Annotated in this window: 21 protein-coding genes and 1 other annotated feature; of the genes, 10 read left to right on the top strand and 11 right to left on the bottom strand. The window is 51.1% G+C overall.

What is annotated here, in order from left to right:
* Positions 1–254: 254 nt before the first annotated feature.
* The 3 genes from clpB to rluD form a co-directional block, all read right to left on the bottom strand.
* On the bottom strand, positions 255–2,828 hold the full coding sequence (clpB, locus tag O6D90_RS06000; RefSeq protein ID WP_016157182.1) for an ATP-dependent chaperone ClpB: 2,574 nt from the start codon (positions 2,826–2,828) through the stop codon (positions 255–257).
* A 129-nt stretch (positions 2,829–2,957) separates the two neighbouring features.
* The gene (gene yfiH, locus O6D90_RS05995; RefSeq protein WP_016157183.1) at positions 2,958–3,689 is read right to left on the bottom strand and encodes a purine nucleoside phosphorylase YfiH; all 732 of its coding nucleotides are present in this window, start codon (positions 3,687–3,689) and stop codon (positions 2,958–2,960) included.
* Positions 3,686–4,666: a 23S rRNA pseudouridine(1911/1915/1917) synthase RluD gene (rluD, locus tag O6D90_RS05990; protein ID WP_016154063.1), complete on the bottom strand. Its 981-nt coding sequence runs from the start codon at positions 4,664–4,666 to the stop codon at positions 3,686–3,688. Before rluD ends, yfiH begins: the two co-directional genes overlap by 4 nt.
* 131 nt (positions 4,667–4,797) lie before the next feature.
* Here rluD and bamD point away from each other — a divergent pair, with 131 nt between their 5' ends.
* The 4 genes from bamD (at position 4,798) to pheA (ending at position 7,553) form a co-directional block, all read left to right on the top strand.
* Positions 4,798–5,535: an outer membrane protein assembly factor BamD gene (bamD, locus tag O6D90_RS05985; RefSeq protein WP_016154064.1), complete on the top strand. Its 738-nt coding sequence runs from the start codon at positions 4,798–4,800 to the stop codon at positions 5,533–5,535.
* A 268-nt stretch (positions 5,536–5,803) separates the two neighbouring features.
* Positions 5,804–6,142, top strand: a complete 339-nt coding sequence (gene raiA / locus O6D90_RS05980; protein ID WP_003031244.1) for a ribosome-associated translation inhibitor RaiA — start codon at positions 5,804–5,806, stop codon at positions 6,140–6,142.
* A 102-nt stretch (positions 6,143–6,244) separates the two neighbouring features.
* Positions 6,245–6,370: a sequence feature (Phe leader region), on the top strand.
* Positions 6,246–6,293 (top strand): pheA operon leader peptide PheL, encoded by a 48-nt coding sequence (pheL, locus tag O6D90_RS05975; RefSeq protein ID WP_100250063.1) that lies wholly within the window; start codon positions 6,246–6,248, stop codon positions 6,291–6,293. (Overlaps the previous feature by 48 nt.)
* Before the next feature lie 22 nt (positions 6,371–6,392).
* Positions 6,393–7,553 carry a bifunctional chorismate mutase/prephenate dehydratase gene (pheA, locus tag O6D90_RS05970; protein ID WP_016154065.1) on the top strand — a complete coding sequence of 387 codons (1,161 nt, stop codon included), beginning with the start codon at positions 6,393–6,395 and terminating at the stop codon, positions 7,551–7,553.
* Positions 7,554–7,654: 101 nt separating this feature from the next.
* Here the strand turns inward: pheA and tyrA are convergent, their stop codons facing one another.
* Both tyrA and aroF read right to left on the bottom strand, forming a co-directional pair.
* The gene (tyrA, locus tag O6D90_RS05965) at positions 7,655–8,776 is read right to left on the bottom strand and encodes a bifunctional chorismate mutase/prephenate dehydrogenase (protein WP_016154066.1); all 1,122 of its coding nucleotides are present in this window, start codon (positions 8,774–8,776) and stop codon (positions 7,655–7,657) included.
* A gap of 10 nt (positions 8,777–8,786) precedes the next feature.
* Positions 8,787–9,857 (bottom strand): 3-deoxy-7-phosphoheptulonate synthase AroF, encoded by a 1,071-nt coding sequence (gene aroF / locus O6D90_RS05960; RefSeq protein ID WP_271143277.1) that lies wholly within the window; start codon positions 9,855–9,857, stop codon positions 8,787–8,789.
* A gap of 215 nt (positions 9,858–10,072) precedes the next feature.
* Here aroF and O6D90_RS05955 point away from each other — a divergent pair, with 215 nt between their 5' ends.
* The 4 genes from O6D90_RS05955 to O6D90_RS05940 all read left to right on the top strand — a co-directional run bounded on the left by O6D90_RS05955 (position 10,073) and on the right by O6D90_RS05940 (position 12,836).
* Positions 10,073–10,447 carry a DUF2799 domain-containing protein gene (locus O6D90_RS05955; RefSeq protein ID WP_016157184.1) on the top strand — a complete coding sequence of 125 codons (375 nt, stop codon included), beginning with the start codon at positions 10,073–10,075 and terminating at the stop codon, positions 10,445–10,447.
* Positions 10,448–10,605: 158 nt separating this feature from the next.
* A complete protein-coding gene (locus O6D90_RS05950; protein WP_016157185.1) occupies positions 10,606–11,124 on the top strand; it encodes a YfiR family protein in 519 nt (172 codons plus the stop codon).
* Positions 11,117–12,343, top strand: coding sequence for a diguanylate cyclase DgcN (dgcN, locus tag O6D90_RS05945; RefSeq protein WP_016157186.1), 1,227 nt, complete (start codon positions 11,117–11,119; stop codon positions 12,341–12,343). The genes O6D90_RS05950 and dgcN overlap by 8 nt, the downstream gene beginning before the upstream one ends.
* A gap of 10 nt (positions 12,344–12,353) precedes the next feature.
* Positions 12,354–12,836, top strand: coding sequence for an OmpA family protein (locus O6D90_RS05940; protein WP_016154071.1), 483 nt, complete (start codon positions 12,354–12,356; stop codon positions 12,834–12,836).
* Between the two features lie 127 nt (positions 12,837–12,963).
* Here the strand turns inward: O6D90_RS05940 and rplS are convergent, their stop codons facing one another.
* The 5 genes from rplS to ffh all read right to left on the bottom strand — a co-directional run bounded on the left by rplS (position 12,964) and on the right by ffh (position 16,595).
* Positions 12,964–13,311 carry a 50S ribosomal protein L19 gene (gene rplS / locus O6D90_RS05935; protein WP_002914145.1) on the bottom strand — a complete coding sequence of 116 codons (348 nt, stop codon included), beginning with the start codon at positions 13,309–13,311 and terminating at the stop codon, positions 12,964–12,966.
* A gap of 41 nt (positions 13,312–13,352) precedes the next feature.
* Positions 13,353–14,120 carry a tRNA (guanosine(37)-N1)-methyltransferase TrmD gene (trmD, locus tag O6D90_RS05930; RefSeq protein WP_016157187.1) on the bottom strand — a complete coding sequence of 256 codons (768 nt, stop codon included), beginning with the start codon at positions 14,118–14,120 and terminating at the stop codon, positions 13,353–13,355.
* 44 nt (positions 14,121–14,164) lie between these two features.
* A complete protein-coding gene (gene rimM / locus O6D90_RS05925; protein ID WP_003031230.1) occupies positions 14,165–14,713 on the bottom strand; it encodes a ribosome maturation factor RimM in 549 nt (182 codons plus the stop codon).
* A gap of 18 nt (positions 14,714–14,731) precedes the next feature.
* Positions 14,732–14,980: a 30S ribosomal protein S16 gene (gene rpsP, locus O6D90_RS05920; RefSeq protein ID WP_003031228.1), complete on the bottom strand. Its 249-nt coding sequence runs from the start codon at positions 14,978–14,980 to the stop codon at positions 14,732–14,734.
* A 253-nt stretch (positions 14,981–15,233) separates the two neighbouring features.
* The gene (ffh, locus tag O6D90_RS05915) at positions 15,234–16,595 is read right to left on the bottom strand and encodes a signal recognition particle protein (protein WP_003031226.1); all 1,362 of its coding nucleotides are present in this window, start codon (positions 16,593–16,595) and stop codon (positions 15,234–15,236) included.
* Between the two features lie 165 nt (positions 16,596–16,760).
* Here ffh and O6D90_RS05910 point away from each other — a divergent pair, with 165 nt between their 5' ends.
* Positions 16,761–17,552 (top strand): cytochrome C assembly family protein, encoded by a 792-nt coding sequence (locus O6D90_RS05910; RefSeq protein ID WP_003031224.1) that lies wholly within the window; start codon positions 16,761–16,763, stop codon positions 17,550–17,552.
* 18 nt (positions 17,553–17,570) lie between these two features.
* Positions 17,571–18,860 (top strand): HlyC/CorC family transporter, encoded by a 1,290-nt coding sequence (locus O6D90_RS05905; protein WP_008785520.1) that lies wholly within the window; start codon positions 17,571–17,573, stop codon positions 18,858–18,860.
* 50 nt (positions 18,861–18,910) lie between these two features.
* Here the strand turns inward: O6D90_RS05905 and grpE are convergent, their stop codons facing one another.
* The gene (gene grpE / locus O6D90_RS05900) at positions 18,911–19,504 is read right to left on the bottom strand and encodes a nucleotide exchange factor GrpE (RefSeq protein WP_003031221.1); all 594 of its coding nucleotides are present in this window, start codon (positions 19,502–19,504) and stop codon (positions 18,911–18,913) included.
* Between the last annotated feature and the right edge of the window lie 86 nt (positions 19,505–19,590).

Raw genomic sequence — 19,590 nt, 5'->3', positions numbered from 1 at the left:
CGGCGCGGGGTGTGCATATTACGCCATCCCACTGGAGAGTCAAGCGTTTATTTTCGCTTTTCTCCGCTGACCCGGCGGTTTGTAATCCGTTGTTCCGTGTCAGTGGAGGCGCATTATAGGGAGTTATTTCAGGCTGACAAGTTAAAAATACAAAAAACTTATCAAGCGGCTACTTTTCAACCGCTACATTGCTTTTTGCTTTGTTTTTAAACAAAAACGAGCCCCGCAGGGCTCGTTTATTGTCGTTTTGTGACTTACTGCACTGCCACAATGCGATCGTTATTCACTTCCAGCCGAATCGTTTTGCCAGGAATCAGCTCACCAGACAGAATTTGCTGCGCCAGCGGGTTTTCGATCTGTTGCTGGATAGCACGTTTGAGTGGACGTGCGCCATACACCGGATCGTAACCATTCGCACTCAGCAGTTTAAGCGCCTCGTCAGAGATATGAATTTCATAGCCACGCTCTTCCAGACGTTTATACAGACGTTGCAGTTGGATCTGTGCAATAGAAGCAATGTGCTGCTCACCCAACGGATGGAATACAACAACTTCATCTATACGGTTGATGAATTCCGGGCGGAAATTATGGCTCACGACGCCCAGGACCATATCCTTCATGTGGCCGTAGTCCAGCTCACCGAAGCGTTCCTGAATCAGATCGGACCCCAGGTTCGAGGTCATGATGACAACCGTATTACGGAAGTCGACCGTTCTCCCCTGCCCGTCAGTCAGACGACCATCATCGAGCACCTGCAACAGAATATTGAACACATCCGGGTGCGCTTTCTCCACTTCATCCAGCAGGATGACAGAGTAAGGACGACGACGTACCGCTTCTGTCAGATATCCACCTTCCTCATAGCCGACATATCCCGGAGGCGCCCCGACCAGACGAGACACCGAGTGTTTCTCCATAAACTCGGACATATCGATACGCACCATGGCATCATCACTGTCGAACATAAAGTTTGCCAGCGCTTTGCACAGTTCAGTTTTACCGACACCGGTTGGGCCGAGGAACAAGAACGAACCAATCGGGCGATTCGGATCGGACAAGCCAGCACGGCTACGACGGATGGCGTTAGAAACGGCTTCCACCGCTTCGTTCTGGCCAATCACGCGGCTGTGCAACTGCTGCTCCATACGCAACAGTTTTTCCCGTTCGCCTTCCAGCATGCGAGCAACCGGGATCCCGGTCCAGCGCGCCAGCACTTCTGCAATTTCTGCATCCGTGACTTTATTACGCAGCAGACGCATGGTTTTGCCTTCAGACTGGGTGGCTGCTTCCAGCTGTTTTTCCAGTTCAGGAATTTTGCCGTACTGCAGTTCAGACATCCGCGCCAGGTCGCCGACACGACGCGCCTGTTCGATGGCGATTTTCGCCTGCTCCAGCTCAGCCTTGATAGTTTGCGTTCCCGAAAGGGATGCTTTTTCAGCTTTCCACTCTTCTTCTAATTCAGAATACTGGCGCTCTTTATCGTCCAGCTCTTCGTTGAGCATATCGAGACGTTTTTTACTCGCCTCATCAGACTCTTTCATTAATGCCTGCTGTTCCAGTTTGAGTTGGATAATACGGCGGTCGAGTCTGTCGAGTTCCTCCGGCTTGGAGTCAATCTGCATACGAATGCTGGATGCTGCCTCATCGATAAGGTCGATAGCTTTGTCCGGCAACTGACGATCGGCAATATAGCGGTGAGACAGCGTAGCTGCCGCAACAATCGCCGGGTCAGTGATCTGCACATGGTGGTGCAGCTCATAACGTTCTTTCAGGCCACGCAGAATCGCGATGGTGTCTTCTACTGAAGGTTCGGCCACAAATACTTTCTGGAAACGACGTTCCAGCGCCGCATCTTTTTCGATGTACTGGCGATATTCATCAAGCGTTGTTGCACCTACACAGTGCAGTTCCCCGCGTGCCAGCGCCGGTTTCAGCATGTTCCCGGCGTCCATTGCGCCATCGGCTTTACCCGCCCCAACCATGGTATGCAGCTCATCAATAAACAGGATGACATTGCCTTCCTGTTTCGAGAGATCGTTCAGCACGCCTTTTAAGCGTTCTTCAAACTCACCACGATATTTGGCCCCAGCCACCAGCGCACCCATATCCAGCGCCAGCACACGGCGACCTTTTAAGCCTTCCGGCACTTCACCATTGATAATTCGTTGGGCCAGCCCTTCAACGATGGCCGTTTTACCAACACCTGGTTCGCCGATTAACACCGGGTTATTTTTAGTACGACGCTGCAGTACCTGAATGGTACGGCGAATTTCTTCATCACGGCCGATAACCGGATCGAGTTTGCCCTGCTCGGCACGTTCGGTCAGGTCGACGGTATATTTTTTCAAGGCCTGACGTTGGTCTTCAGCCCCCTGGTCATTCACGCTTTCACCTCCACGCATTTGTTCAATTGCCTGAGTGATATTCGCGGTCGTCGCACCTGCTGATTTTAGTAAATCGGTCAGCGTACCGCGTGACTCAAGCGCCGCCAGTACGAACAGTTCTGACGAAATAAAGTTGTCCCCACGTTTTTGCGCCAGCTTGTCGCAAAGATTCAGTACACGCACCAGATCCTGAGAAGGCTGCACATCACCACCGGTACCTTCTACCTGCGGCAACCGGCTCAACGCCTGGTCAATGGCTGTACGTAACTGGCCAGCATTAATGCCAGCAGACGTTAATAAAGGACGTACCGATCCCCCTTCCTGATTCAGCAAGGCGCTCATTAGATGAAGTGGTTCGATGAATTGATTGTCGTGCCCCAATGCGAGTGACTGGGCATCGGCAAGAGCAAGCTGGAATTTATTAGTAAGACGATCCAGACGCATAACTCCTCCCATAACAGGTCAAAATTGCTACTGGAGATTAAATGAGGTCATCCCTCAATTATTCAAGGTGAATGACCTGAATTATGTGAAAAGAAAATTACACGTACCGGATCGTCTTGATTCTTTAGGTTATATCAGCCAAATAAAACTTGCCATACGACCCGTGGTATTGTCGCGACGATAAGAGAAGAACGTCTCACTTTCGCTGAAGGTGCAACGGTCGCCACCGTAGATGTTCTCTACTCCGATATTTGCCAGACGCTGACGCGCAAGCTGGTAAATATTCGCCAGATATTTGTCGCCATGCGGTACAAATGCGAGGTCCGCTTGCGGATCTTTCGCCATGAACGCTGCGCGAACTTCTGCTCCCACTTCAAACGCGTTCGGGCCAATCGCCGGGCCTAGCCAGGCAATAATGTTTTCAGGTTTGTCGGCAAAACACGCCACCGTCTCTTCCAGCACGCCGGCGCATAATCCGCGCCAACCCGCATGTGTCGCCGCGACTTCCGTTCCTGCGCGATTGCAAAACAGCACCGGCAGACAGTCGGCCGTCATCACGGCACACACGGTGCCCGGCGTATTGCTGTAAGAAGCATCCGCACGTTTGGAGGCGTAAGGCTCGCCGGTCAGTTTCAGGACATCCTTACCATGGACCTGCTCCAGCCAGACTGGCTTTGACGGCAGATTGCCCGCAGCAAACAGCCGCTTGCGGTTCTCTTCAACATGCTCCGGGTTGTCGCCGCAATGGGCGCCCAGATTCAGCGAATCATAAGGCGGCATGCTAACACCGCCAATACGGGTAGAACTACACGCAACAACACCTTGCGGTATCGGCCACTGCGGGACAATTAGCTTACTCATAGCCAGGCAATATCATCCTTATGTTCTTCGAAATCAGCGCGCATCACTTCAATCAATTGCACCATATCTTGTGGAATCGGTGCGTGCCATTCCATTTCGATACCTGAAATTGGGTGATATAAACGCAGCATAGTCGCGTGCAGCGCCTGACGATCGAACTTACGCAGCACGGAGATAAATTCGTCAGAAGCGCCTTTCGGGGGACGCGGACGACCGCCGTAGACCTGATCGCCCACCAGCGGATGGGTGATATGCGCCATGTGCACGCGGATCTGGTGCGTACGTCCGGTTTCCAGACGCAGCCGCAGACGCGTGTGCACACGGAAGTGTTCCATAATGCGATAGTGCGTCACCGCCGGTTTCCCCATCGGGTGTACCGCCATGTGCGTACGCTTGGTCGGGTGGCGGCTAATCGGTTCCTCAACGGTTCCGCCTGCCGTCATATGACCAATCGCCACGGCTTCGTACTCACGGGTAATTTCACGCAGCTGCAGCGACTCCACCAGACGCGTTTGCGCCGGAACGGTTTTTGCCACCACCATTAATCCGGTCGTGTCTTTATCCAGACGGTGCACGATACCAGCACGTGGAACATCCGCGATTGGCGGGTAGTAATGCAGTAATGCATTCAATACCGTGCCATCAGGATTACCGGCACCCGGATGCACTACGAGGTCACGGGGTTTGTTGATGACAAGAATATCATCATCTTCATAAACGATATCCAGTGGGATATCCTGAGGTTCAAAACGAACCTCTTCATCAATTTCTGCAGTGATGGAGACGCGCTCTCCACCCAACACTTTTTCTTTCGGTTTATCGCAAAGATTGCCATTTACCAGTACGCGCTGGTCAAGGATCCATTCTTTTATGCGCGATCGCGAATAATCAGGGAACAATTCGGCCAAAGCCTGATCTAAGCGTTGACCGAGCTGATTTTCGGAGACTGTTGCGGTGAGTTCTACTCGTTGTGCCATAAACTGCTTCTTCGTTTAACGTTGGGTTTTACGGCTTTGCCGTTTAATATAGTGTGCTATTGTAGCTGGTCTTAACCGGGAGCAGGAACAGAGAATCTCCCGTAAAACATTTTGAGGAAAGTCAAAACGTCATGACGCGCATGAAATATCTGGTGGCAGCAGCCACGTTGAGCCTGTTTTTGGCGGGTTGCTCTGGTTCAAAGGAAGAGGTGCCCGATAATCCGCCAAATGAAATCTACGCGACTGCTCAGCAAAAGCTGCAGGACGGTAACTGGAAACAGGCAATAACGCAATTAGAAGCGTTGGATAACCGTTATCCATTTGGACCGTATTCTCAGCAGGTGCAATTAGATCTCATCTACGCCTACTACAAAAACGCCGATCTGCCACTTGCTCAGGCTGCCATCGATCGTTTTATTCGTCTTAACCCGACACACCCTAACATTGATTATGTCATGTATATGCGTGGCCTGACCAATATGGCGCTGGATGATAGCGCACTGCAAGGATTCTTTGGTGTTGATCGCAGCGATCGCGATCCGCAACATGCCCGAGCTGCGTTTAATGACTTTTCCAAACTGGTACGTGGCTATCCGAACAGCCAGTACACCACTGACGCCACCAAACGTCTGGTATTCCTGAAAGACCGTCTGGCGAAGTATGAATATTCCGTTGTGGAATACTACACTGCCCGCGGTGCATGGGTTGCCGTGGTAAACCGTGTGGAAGGCATGCTGCGCGACTTCCCGGATACCCAGGCAACACGCAATGCCCTGCCGTTAATGGAAAATGCTTATCGCCAGATGCAGATGAATGCGCAGGCAGAAAAAGTAGCGAAAATCATTGCCGCCAACAGCAGCAATACCTGATTTACCTCAGAATGCAAACGGCAGCCCAAAGGCTGCCGTTTTTTTATCCGTAAACGCCACAACTGAAGCGGTTTAGCTGCAACGCATCTCATCAAATATGGCCTGCTTTCAGGTATTCCTCAAGTAAAAAATCGTTTGTTCCTGCGGTGCCTCACAAAAAGGTTTTCTTGACAAAAAGCGACAAAAAAATGTGATTAATATCACACATTTTGACATTAGGAACGGTATGCTGGAATCACCAAGACGGGAAAGACAAGAGGTAAAATTTATGACAATGAACATTACCAGTAAACAAATGGAAATTACTCCGGCAATTCGCCAGCATGTCGCAGACCGTCTCGCCAAACTCGAAAAATGGCAAACTCATCTGATTAATCCACATATCATTCTGTCTAAGGAGCCGCAGGGTTTCATTGCTGATGCCACCATCAATACACCGAACGGACATCTGGTCGCCAGCGCAAAACACGAGGATATGTACACCGCAATTAACGATTTGATCAACAAGCTGGAACGGCAGCTCAATAAAGTGCAGCACAAAGGCGAAGCCCGTCGTGCAACAACTTCAGTCAAAGACGCCAACTTCGTCGAAGCAGAAGAAGAGTAGTCCCTTACATTGAGTGTATCGCCAACGCGCCTCCGGGCGCGTTTTTTGTTGACAGGGTGAAAACAGTACGGGTACTTTACTGACGTAGCCAAAGGAAAATTACATGAAACTTGTCCCGTTCTTCTTCGCATTCTTTTTTACCTTCCCCTGAATGGGAGGCGTTTCGTCGTGTGATAAAGAATGCGAAGACGAACAATAAGGCCTCCCACAACGGGGGGCCTTTTTTATTGATAACAAGAAAGGCAACACTATGACATCGGAAAACCCATTGCTGGCGCTGCGCGATAAGATCAGCACGCTGGATGAAAAATTACTGGCCCTGCTGGCTGAGCGACGTGGACTGGCCGTAGAAGTTGGCAAAGCTAAGCTGCTTTCACATCGTCCAGTTCGTGATATCGACCGTGAGCGCGATCTGTTGGACCGACTGATTCAGCTTGGCAAAGCACATCATCTTGATGCTCACTACATCACTCGCCTGTTCCAGCTCATAATCGAAGACTCCGTCCTGACTCAGCAGGCACTGCTCCAGCAGCATCTGAATAAAATTAACCCACACTCAGCACGCGTAGCTTTCCTCGGGCCAAAAGGGTCATATTCTCATCTTGCCGCACGTCAGTATGCTGCCCGCCATTTTGAACAATTTATAGAAAGCGGCTGCGCGAAATTTGCCGATATCTTTAATCAGGTCGAAACCGGACAAGCTGACTACGCAGTGGTTCCGATTGAAAACACCAGTTCCGGTGGGATTAACGACGTTTACGACCTGCTACAGCACACCAGCCTGTCTATCGTTGGCGAGATGACTATCACGATTGACCACTGCCTACTGGTGTCCGGCACGACAGATCTCGAGACCATTGAAACGGTATATAGCCATCCGCAGCCATTCCAGCAGTGCAGCAAATTCCTGAGTCGTTACCCGCACTGGAAGATTGAGTACACCGAAAGCACCTCGGCGGCGATGGAAAAAGTTGCGCAGGCTAACTCACCGCGCGTGGCGGCTCTGGGGAGCGAAGCCGGAGGCGTACTATACGGTTTGCAGGTTCTTGAGCATATCGAAGCTAATCAGACGCAAAACATCACCCGCTTCGTGGTACTGGCGCGCAAGGCAATCAATGTTTCCGATCAGGTGCCAGCAAAAACCACGTTGCTGATGGCGACAGGACAACAAGCCGGTGCGCTGGTAGAAGCTCTGCTGGTACTGCGCAACCATAATCTGATTATGACTAAACTGGAGTCACGCCCGATTCACGGCAATCCGTGGGAAGAAATGTTTTATCTTGATATCCAGGCCAACCTGGAATCACCCCAGATGCAAAAAGCATTGAAGGAGTTAGGTGAGATTACGCGCTCGATGAAAGTACTTGGCTGCTATCCAAGTGAGAATGTGGTGCCGGTCGATCCAAGCTAACGTTTGACAATGCCGGATGGCGCTACGCTTATCCGGCATTCTATTTAGCCGATCCTTGTATGACTGATACAACGCATCAGCGTTGCCATCAAGCATCGTATTTATTGGCGACTATCGTTAGCCTGGCGCAACAAAGTACGGCTTTCGTTCTGGAAGCGTTTCGCATAATCACCAAACCAGTGCTCCACCTTACGGAAGCTGTCGATGAACGCTTGCTTATCGCCCTGCTCCAGTAAACCGATCGCCTCACCAAAACGTTGGTAGTAGCGTTTGATCAGCGCAAGGTTACTCTCAGACGACATAATGATATCGGCATAGAGCTGCGGATCCTGGGCAAACAGACGTCCGACCATCGCCAGTTCAAGGCGATAAATCGGCGAAGAGAGTGCCAGTAACTGCTCCAGTTGAACATTCTCTTCCGCTAAATGCAGACCGTAAGCAAAGGTCGCAAAGTGACGCAATGCCTGAATAAATGCCATGTTCTGGTCGTGTTCAACAGCACTGATCCGATGCAGTCGCGCACCCCACACCTGAATCTGTTCCAGAAACCACTGATAGGCTTCCGGCTGACGTCCGTCACACCAGACGACGACCTGCTTTGCCAGACTGCCGCTGTCCGGGCCAAACATGGGGTGTAATCCCACCACCGGGCCGTCGTGCGCCGCCAGCATCGCCTGCAAAGGACCATTTTTCACCGAAGCCAGATCCACCAGGATGCAGTCGGACGGCAGACGCGGTAATTTGGCGATCACCTGCTCAGTGACGTGGATCGGCACGCTGACGATCACCATGCCAGCATCAGAGACGATCTCCGGCGCACGATCCCAGTCCTGCTGTTCCAGGATCCGTACCTGATAACCTGACAGAGTGAGCATTTTTTCGAACAGACGTCCCATCTGACCGCCGCCGCCGACAATCACCACCGGTCGCAGAGAAGGACAAAGCGTTTTAAATCCTTTGTCGTTCTCACTGGAGTAAGACTCGCGCATAACCCGGCGCAGCACATCTTCAATCAGGTCCGGCGGCACGCCAAGGGCTTCCGCTTCCGCCCGGCGGGAGGCCAGCATTGAGGCTTCCCGTTCCGGCACGTAGATAGGCAGCCCAAAGCGGCTTTTTACTTCACCGACTTCGGCCACCAGCTCCAGGCGACGTGCCAGTAAACCCAGCAGCGCCTTGTCGACTTCATCAATTTGATCGCGTAATGCGGTCAATTCAGCAACCATAACCAACCTCTTATGCTACACGCGCCGACAGCTGGCCGTTTAAATCCTGGCTAATTTCACGCAGTAGCGCATCCGTCATTTCCCAGCTAATGCAGGCATCAGTTACAGACACGCCGTATTTCATTTCGCTACGCGGCTGTTCAGAAGACTGGTTGCCTTCGTGAATATTACTTTCAATCATCAAGCCAATGATCGAGCGATTGCCATCTTTGATTTGTGCAATCACGGATTCAGCCACGGCAGGCTGGCGGCGGTAATCTTTATTGGAGTTACCATGACTGCAATCTACCATCAGAGAAGGTCGTAGTCCCGCCTGCTCCATCTCTTTTTCGCACTGGGCGACATCTGCCGGGCTGTAGTTCGGCGCTTTACCACCGCGCAGGATCACGTGACCGTCCGGGTTACCCTGAGTTTGCAGCAGTGCAACCTGTCCAGCCTGGTTAATACCAACAAAGCGGTGCGACTGTGCCGCCGCGCGCATCGCGTTAATGGCGGTCGCCAGGCTACCGTCAGTACCGTTCTTAAAGCCGACCGGCATCGAAAGACCGGAAGCCATTTCGCGGTGAGTCTGCGATTCCGTGGTACGCGCACCGATTGCAGACCAGCTAAACAGATCGCCCAGGTATTGCGGGCTATTGGGATCCATCGCTTCAGTTGCCAGCGGTAGTCCCATATTCACCAGTTCAAGCAGCAGCTGACGCGCAATTTTCAGGCCGGCTTCAACATCAAAAGAGCCATCCATATGAGGATCGTTAATTAACCCTTTCCAGCCGACGGTGGTACGGGGTTTTTCAAAATAGACACGCATCACCAGGTAGAGGCTATCGCTGACCTCTGCGGCAAGGGCTTTAAACCGACGAGCGTACTCAATAGCCATTTCAGGATCGTGAATGGAACACGGGCCACATACCACCAGCAGGCGCGGATCGCGACCAGAGATAATATCTGAAATGGTTTTACGCGACTGGGAGATTTGCGCTTCTTGCGCCTGGCTCAGCGGGAATTCAGCTTTCAGCTGCTCTGGAGTCATCAGAACCTGTTCGTCGGTAATATGTACGTTGTTCAGCGCGTCTTTTTGCATGGTGGTGATCCTGTTTAGCTCGTTTGCGATAGTTGGTCCTCAGCGAGGAGGTGATAACGATAACACAACAGGTAAAGATTTCAATCCACAAGCCGTAAATTTTAATTTACAACACACACTTTAATGACAGAACACGCCATCCATTTCGTACATTAAAATTTACACCATCCGGTATTGAGATCCACTATGCTTAAAAAAACGAGGGAGTACAGGCAATGAAGCAACTCATCAGCACTCTATTTCTATTACTTCTTAGCGGATGTCAGATAGATCCTTATACCCACGCCCCCACATGGACGGGAACCGCCTGGTACGACGCCGGAATACAAGATGCCATTTCGGGGTATGCCGTTAAAGATAATGAAACTCTTGCCGACAACTACAATGACCCCGAAGTCGATCGTACGGAATATCTTAAGGGTTATGCCGAGGGGCAACGTAAAATCTGCCAGCCGGATTTTGTTTACGCCAGAGGTTTGACCGGGAAAACCTTTCCCCCAAGTTGTGATACGGTCGAAAATATTGACCAGTTACACAGTGCCTGGCAAAAAGGAGCAAACGAAGGAGCCACCTCAATAAGATTAAATTAAACAATAGCTTATATTTTATAAATTACTAAGATTTAACTTAAATCACTAATAGCTTTCCACCTGGCATAATGACGGCTTAGGAAAATAATGTTATTTTGTCCTAAATAATCTTGAATGTATTTCGACGTTTTACGGCAAACGCTGGTAGGTAACTATTCATGAGCTATTCTTACCGACTCATACTTCTACTGGCACTGCTCCTGACCGGATTACCGCTGTACGCCCAAAGCGTTACGGAAGAAGCAAAATCTGTACGCGCTATGGTTTCCGGCATCGTCAGTTATACGCGCTGGCCTGCACTGTCCGGGCCCCCCAAACTGTGTATTTTCTCTTCATCGCGTTTTTCCAGTGTCCTGGGAGATACCAGTGCCGGAGCATTACCCTATCTTCCCGTCATCATTCGTACGGAACAAGAAATATTAGTTTCGCAGTGTGACGGTTTTTATTTTGGAAAAGAATCCCCTACTTATCAGGTGGAATTAAAGAATAAATATCCGTCTAAGGCATTGCTATTAATTGCCGAACAGAACCCCGAATGCGTTATTGGCAGCGCCTTTTGCCTCATAATTAAAGATGAAGATGTGAGATTTTCCGTAAATATGGATTCCCTTTCACGCAGTGGCGTAAGGGTCAGTCCGGACGTATTAATGCTTGCACGGAATCAGAAGCATGGATAAGGGCCATTCTCCCATAACACGCCCGACGTTTAAGCGGACATTACGGCGTATCAGCATAATCAGCGTTCTGGTAACTATGACGCTGATCTGGCTGCTGCTCAGCATTTCTTCGGTGCTGGCATTGAGACAGTATGCGCAAAAGAACCTGGATCTGACCGCTGCAACCATGACCCGCACGCTTGAAGCAGCATTAGTTTTTTCTGATGGCGTCGCAGCAACTGAAACGCTGGCAGCACTGGGTCAGCAGGGGCAATTTTCCGTTGCAGAAGTTCGTAATAAAAACCAGAAGGTGATCGCCACCTGGCGCTATAACGCGCAGGATACCACTGAAAAAATCAGCGGACTTATCAGCCACTGGCTGTTCCCCCAACCGGTCACTCAACCTATTTTGCATAATGGCAACGTCATCGGCGAAGTACGATTGACTGCGCGCGATAGTGTTATCAGCCATTTCATCTATTTGTCGCTGGCCGTCCTTACCGGGTGCATTCTGTTGGCCTCTGGCATTGCATTAATGCTCACTCGTTATTTACATAATGGCGTCGTGGAAGCCCTGCAAAATATAACTGAGGTGGTACATGATGTTCGTACCAACCGTAACTTTTCCCGGCGCGTTTCAGAAGAGCGCATTGAAGAGTTTCACCTTTTTGCCCAGGATTTTAATAGTCTTCTGGACGAGATGGAGGAGTGGCAACTTAAACTGCAGGCAAAGAACGCCCAGCTTTTGCGTACGGCGCTACACGATCCGCTGACCGGCCTGGCGAATCGCGCCGCATTTCGCAGCAGCATTAACGCCCTGATGAATGACCATGCCGCCCACAGCAGCTCCGCACTGTTATTCCTTGATGGTGATAATTTTAAATTTATTAATGATACCTGGGGCCACGCAGCGGGGGATCGGGTCCTGATTGAAGTTGCAAACAGGCTGGCCGAGTTTGGTGGTAATCGACATCACCCCTACAGACTTGGCGGCGATGAGTTCGCTATGGTGCTGTACAGCGTTCACTCTGAATACGAAGTTCAGCGGATCTGCGCGGCACTGTCACACGAGTTTAACCGACCTTTTGACCTGCATAACGGTCATCAGGCAAGCATGACACTCAGCATTGGTTTTGCGCTGACGTGGGAACATGCCTCTGCCGAGAAATTACAAGAACTTGCCGATAAAAATATGTATCAGGCCAAAAATTTGCGTTCTGAACGCATTATTAAAAAATAAGGACTTACACATGCTAAAACGTCTATCATCCCCGTTTCTTCTGCTTTTACTGATTTTGGCAGGCTGTCAGGCACCTCAGGGAAAATTTACCCCAGAGCAAATTGCAGCCATGAAATCGTACGGATTTACCGAAGCTTCCGGAGACTGGTCTCTTGGTCTGTCTGACAACATCCTGTTTGACAAAAACGACTATAAGCTGCGCCCTGAAAGTGAAAAGCAGATCCAGGAAATGGCATCCAAACTGGCAGCTACCGGGTTAAACCATGCGCGTATGGATGGTCATACCGATAACTACGGCGAAGACAGCTACAACGAAGCGCTGTCGCTCAAACGCGCGAATGTGGTTGCCGATGCGTGGGCACAGGGCGCCAACATTCCCCGCACTAATCTGACAACGCAGGGACTCGGGAAGAAATACCCGATCGCCAGTAATCAGACGTCAAAAGGTCGTGCTGAAAACCGCCGGGTTGCAGTCGTGATCGCTACGCCGTAAAAGTCCTCAACTGGCTGCGCGCCGCGCAGCCATCCAATTGCAATAAAACAAAAGAGTAAGGTCGGAATAAAAAAAGGGCCAGCCTTTCGGCCAGCCCTTTTCTAACAGGATGTCGCTTGCGCGAATCTTAGTTAAGACGCTCTTTGATACGAGCAGACTTACCAGTGCGCTCACGCAGGTAGTACAGTTTAGCTTTACGAACAGCACCACGACGTTTAACAGCAATGCTGTCAACTACCGGAGAGTGAGTCTGGAAGACACGCTCAACGCCTTCGCCGTTGGAAATTTTACGAACAGTGAATGCAGAGTGCAGACCGCGGTTACGAATAGCGATAACCACGCCCTCGAATGCCTGCAGACGTTTTTTGGAACCTTCAACAACCCATACTTTCACTTCCACGGTATCACCCGGACGGAAGGAAGGTACGTCCTGCTTCATCTGCTCTTGTTCAAGTTGCTTAATAATGTTGCTCATAATTTAATCTCTTATCCTGGGTAAACTGATATTTGGGGGTCTCAGACCAGCCCATCATGTTTATGCTGCTGTTGTGCGTGTTCCGTTTTGAACTCCGCCAGCAACCTTGCTTGCTCTTCAGTCAGAGCCAGGTTTTCCAGAAGTTCAGGTCTTCTAAGCCAGGTCCGGCCCAGCGACTGTTTTAAACGCCAGCGACGTATCTCAGCGTGGTTCCCCGACAGTAACACTGCCGGTACTTCCATCTGTTCTAACACTTCAGGTCGGGTATAGTGCGGGCAATCCAGCAACCCATCAGCAAACGAATCTTCGATTGCTGAAGCTTCATGACCCAGAACTCCCGGAATAAACCGAGAAACGGAGTCGATCAGCGTCATTGCTGGTAACTCACCACCGCTGAGAACGTAATCGCCGATTGACCATTCTTCGTCAATTTCGGTTTGAATCACGCGCTCATCTATTCCTTCATAGCGACCACACACCAGAATCAGCTTTTGATTCGTGGCCAGTTCGCTAACGCCCGCTTGATCAAGCTTGCGTCCCTGAGGTGACAGATAAATCACCTTTGCGCCTTCACCAGCCGCAGCTTTTGCTGCATGAATGGCGTCCCGTAAAGGTTGCACCATCATTAACATCCCCGGTCCGCCGCCGTAAGGACGATCGTCCACGGTACGGTGCCGGTCATGAGTAAAGTCACGAGGACTCCAGCTCTGGATGTTCAGCAGGCCATTTTTTACTGCCCGGCCAGTTACCCCGTAATCGGTAATTGCGCGGAACATTTCTGGAAACAGGCTAACGATACCTATAAACACAAGCCAATCCCCATAACGCCGACTTTTACCGTTTATCCGGTGGTTTAAAAACCAGGATCCCAATCTACTTCGATAGTACGAGTAGCGAGATCGACTTTCTTGATAACCTGCCCATCGAGGAACGGTACAAGACGTTCCTTGATACCAAACGCATCTTTCAGGTTTGCCTTAATGACAATGACGTCATTCGAACCGGTTTCCATCATATCGACGACTTTACCGAGATCGTAACCTTCAGTGGTCACTACCTGGCAGCCCATAAGGTCTTTCCAGTAGTAGGAACCATCTTCCAGCGCTGGCAACTGCGAGGAATCCACGACAATTTCGCAATTAGTCAGTAGATTCGCCGAATCACGATCGTCAACGCCTTTCAGCTTGATGATCAGATCCTGATTGTGGTGCTTCCAGCTTTCCAGCTGTACTTGCTGCCACTGACCCGCCTTCTGGATAAACCAGGGCTGATAGTCAAAAATGCTTTCGGCGTCTTCAGTGGAAGAAAACACTCTGAGCCAACCACGGATACCGTAAGAAGACCCCATTTTCCCCAAAACGATGGGTTCCACAGGAGCCTGCGCGGCGAGTTGCTTGCTCATCATGACCACCGTGACAGATTAAGCTGCTTTGTTTGCTGCTTTGATCAGCGTAGCTACGCGATCAGAAATAGTCGCGCCCTGGCCAACCCAGTGAGCGATGCGATCCAGATCCAGGCGAGTGCCTTCTTCTTTTTCGCTAGCGATTGGGTTAAAGAAGCCAACGCGCTCGATGAAGCGACCGTTGCGTGCATTACGGCTGTCGGTAACAACAACCTGGTAGAACGGACGCTTTTTAGCGCCGTGACGAGCTAAACGAATAGTAACCATAACATCCTCTTGTGTGAATAAAACACCCAGGCCCCATCGAGGAACGGAGCCCGGGTGTCATATTAAAAGCCCGAAAATTTTACTGATTTCTGGGAAAAAAGCAATCAACATGTGATGAGGCTTTATACCAGGGGATTACCATTGCAGCCAGTTTGGCGTCGGCGTGCGCGCAGAAAGCGGAACGTACATGCAGTACGTGAGCATTTCGAGCCCACCCCGGCGTCAAAAAGGCAAATTAGGTAGCCCGAAATATTTATCTACCAGGGAAGCCTGGCGGCATCATACCCTTCATGCCACGCATCATCTTCGCCATACCGCCTTTCTTCATTTTCTTCATCATGCGCTGCATGTCGTCGAACTGTTTCAGAAGGCGGTTTACGTCCTGTACCTGCATACCGCAGCCGGCAGCAATACGGCGTTTACGGGAACCTTTAATGATTTCCGGCTTAGCGCGTTCTTTCATCGTCATCGAGTTGATGATGGCTTCCATACGCACCAGCACTTTATCGTCCATCTGCGATTTCACGTTGTCTGGGATCTGCCCCATGCCCGGCAGCTTGCCCATCAGGCTTGCCATGCCGCCCATGTTTTTCATCTGGTTGAGCTGCTCAAGGAAATCGTTGAGATCGAAGCCGTCGCCTTTTTTCAGCTTGCTGGCTAATTTCTCTGCCTGCGCGCGGTCGACCTTGCTTTCGATATCTTCGATCAGCGACAGCACGTCACCCATGCCGAGAATACGCGAAGCAATACGATCCGGGTGGAACGGCTCCAGCGCTTCGGTTTTCTCGCCGACGCCGAGGAATTTAATCGGCTTGCCGGTGATATGACGAATAGAGAGCGCCGCACCACCACGAGCATCACCATCAACTTTGGTCAGCACGACACCGGTTAACGGCAGCGCTTCGTTGAAGGCTTTTGCGGTATTCGCGGCATCCTGACCGGTCATGGCGTCGACCACAAACAGCGTTTCAACCGGCTTAATAGAAGCGTGGACCTGTTTGATTTCGTCCATCATCGCTTCATCAACGTGCAGGCGACCGGCGGTATCCACCAGCAGCACGTCGTAGAATTTGAGTTTGGCTTCTTTCAGCGCGGCGTTAACGATATCGACCGGCTTCTGGCCGACATCCGACGGGAAGAAGTCCACACCGACCTGCTCGGCCAGCGTTTCCAGCTGTTTTATCGCCGCCGGGCGATAAACGTCCGCGGAGACCACCAGCACTTTCTTCTTGTGCTTCTCACGCAGGAATTTCCCCAGCTTACCGACGCTGGTCGTTTTACCCGCCCCCTGCAGACCAGCCATCAGCACAACGGCTGGCGGCTGTGCAGCCAGATTCAGGGTCTGGTTTTCTTCGCCCATTGCCGCAACCAGTTCGTTACGGACAATCTTGACGAACTCCTGACCCGGCGTCAGGCTTTTGTTAACTTCATGACCAACCGCTTTCTCTTTTACGCGATTGATAAACTCACGCACTACCGGCAGCGCTACGTCAGCCTCCAGCAGCGCCATGCGCACTTCGCGCAGCGTCTCTTTAACGTTGTCTTCAGTAAGGCGTCCACGGCCACTGATATTGCGCAGCGTGCGCGACAAACGATCGGTTAAATTATCAAACATTGTCTCTCGCCTGGGGTGGAAACGGTCGGTCGCGACAGCGACACATCAACAGAAATTTGTCGCAGTATAACATGAAGCCGCCTTTGTTGTTATGCAACGGTTGGAGCAGCGGTCACGTAACGCTATACTGCTTTTCTTTATCACTGGCCAACTGTCGACACCTATATGCCCGTTTTTGCTCTGCTTGCCCTTGTCGCCTACTCAGTCAGCCTTGCGCTGATTATTCCCGCTCTGCTGCAAAAAAACAGCGGCTGGCGGCGTATGGCTATTCTCTCTGCGGTCGTCGCGCTGGTAAGTCATGCTATCGCCCTGGAAGCGCGAATTCTGCCCGGCGGTGAAAGCGGACAAAACCTGAGTCTGTTGAACGTCGGCTCACTGGTTAGCCTGATGATCTGTACGGTAATGACTATCGTCGCTTCCCGCAATCGTGGCTGGCTATTGCTGCCCATTGTCTACGCCTTTGCGCTGATCAACCTGGCCTTCGCCACGTTTATGCCGAACGAGTTCATCACCCATCTCGAAGCTACGCCGGGCATGATGATTCACATCGGGCTATCGCTATTCGCTTACGCCACGCTGATTATCGCCGCACTGTATGCGCTGCAACTGGCATGGATCGACTACCAGTTGAAAAACAAAAAACTGGCCTTCAGCAATGAGATGCCGCCGCTAATGAGTATTGAGCGGAAAATGTTTCATATCACCCAAATTGGCGTGGTTCTGCTGACGCTCACCCTGTGCACAGGCCTGTTTTACATGCATAACCTGTTCAGTACCGAGAACATTGATAAAGCCGTTCTCTCTATCGTGGCATGGTTTGTCTATATCGTTCTGTTGTGGGGGCATTACCATGAAGGCTGGCGCGGACGTCGCGTCGTATGGTTTAACGTCGCAGGCGCAGGCATTCTAACGCTGGCCTATTTCGGCAGTCGTATCCTGCAGCAGTTCGTGAGTTAAATCTTTAAGGAACCCTACGTGGAACACATCTCCACCACCACGCTCATTATCACGCTTCTCATCATGGTGGTCATTTCCGCCTATTTTTCCGGTTCTGAAACCGGAATGATGACCCTGAATCGCTATCGTCTACGTCATCGGGCCAAGCAGGGGAATCGTCAGGCAAAACGCGTTGAAAAGCTACTTCGTAAGCCGGACCGCCTGATAAGCCTGGTGCTCATCGGTAATAATCTGGTGAATATTCTGGCCTCCGCGCTCGGCACCATTGTCGGTATGCGCCTGTATGGCGATGCGGGTGTCGCTATTGCCACTGGGGTACTGACGTTTGTCGTGCTGGTTTTTGCCGAAGTACTGCCCAAAACTATTGCAGCACTGTATCCGGAAAAAGTCGCCTATCCGAGCAGTGTACTGCTGGCTCCACTGCAGATTCTGATGATGCCGTTGGTGTGGCTACTCAACACCATCACGCGGCTACTTATGCGCATGATGGGCATCAAAACGGATATCGTGGTGAGCGGTTCGCTGAGTAAAGATGAACTGCGAACGCTGGTGAATGAATCGCGCTCGCAAATCTCACGCCGTAACCAGGATATGCTGCTGTCAGTGCTGGATCTGGAAAAAGTCAGCGTCGATGACATCATGATCCCGCGTAACGAAATCATCGGCATTGATATTAACGATGACTGGAAGTCAATCGTGCGTCAGCTTTCGCACTCTCCACATGGCCGTATTGTGCTGTACCGCGACTCGCTGGACGACGCCATCAGTATGCTGCGCGTACGTGAAGCCTGGCGATTGATGGCAGAGAAAAAAGAGTTCACCAAAGAGACCATGTTACGTGCCGCCGACGAAATTTATTACGTCCCGGAAGGTACGCCTCTCAGCACCCAGCTCATTAAGTTTCAGCGAAACAAGAAGAAAGTGGGTCTGGTTGTTAATGAATATGGCGATATTCAGGGGCTGGTCACGGTCGAAGATATTCTGGAAGAGATTGTCGGCGACTTCACCACTTCAATGTCACCCACGCTTGCCGAAGAGGTAACGCCGCAGAATGATGGCTCGGTGATCATTGACGGCAGCGCCAACGTTCGTGAAATCAATAAGGCGTTTAACTGGCACCTGCCGGAAGATGACGCACGTACCGTGAATGGTATTATTCTTGAAGCGCTGGAAGAGATCCCGGTTGCTGGCACGCGTGTGCGTATTGGACAGTACGATATCGATATTCTCGACGTGCAGGACAATATGATTAAACAGGTGCAGGTATTGCCGGTCAAACCGCTACGGGAAAGCGTGTCGGACCAGTGAGAGTAATTCAGGCCGGGTAGCGCGTGAGCATTCCCCGGCCTGAAGGCTGATTAGCCTTTGGCTTTCGCCACAGAGACCATCGCGGCGCGGATGGTACGTCCGTTCAGGGTATAGCCTTTTTGCATTACCATCAGCACATTACCGGCAGCAACGTCGTCAGACTCTACCATTGCAATTGCCTGGTGCACGTTCGGGTCCATCGGCACATCGATATCCGCAACCACCTGTACACCAAACTTCGCCACGACATCCAGCATTGACTTACGGGTCAGCTCAATACCTTCAACCATCGCCGCCATAGCGTCATTATCTTTATCCGCAACTTCCAGCGCGCGGTCCAGGCTATCCAGCACCGGCAGCAGTTCGTTGACGAATTTTTCCAGCGCAAACTTATGCGCTTTTTCTACGTCCAGTTCGGTACGACGACGCAGGTTTTCCATTTCCGCTTTGATACGCAACACGCTGTCGCGCTCGCGAGTTTCGGCCTCAGCAAGCTGAGCTTCCAGATTCGCAATTTTTTCATCGCGCGGATCCACCTGCTCAGCAGAAGCGTCTGATTCAACCGCCTCAACTTCTTCGTGCTGATCCATGATAATTTCTTCCGGGGCTTGCCCCTCAGGCGTTTTCTGTTCTTTACTACTCATGAATTTCTCCGCGTTTTTTTCGCATTCATCTCGCTAACTTGGCTTATTATGGGGATCAGATTCAGGGATTCAAGGGAAGTACTCAC

It is taken from the genome of Citrobacter sp. 21OH12SH02A-Citro (assembly GCF_027919895.1).
GTDB lineage: Bacteria > Pseudomonadota > Gammaproteobacteria > Enterobacterales > Enterobacteriaceae > Citrobacter > Citrobacter braakii.
This window is presented reverse-complemented; position numbering and strand designations above follow the sequence as displayed.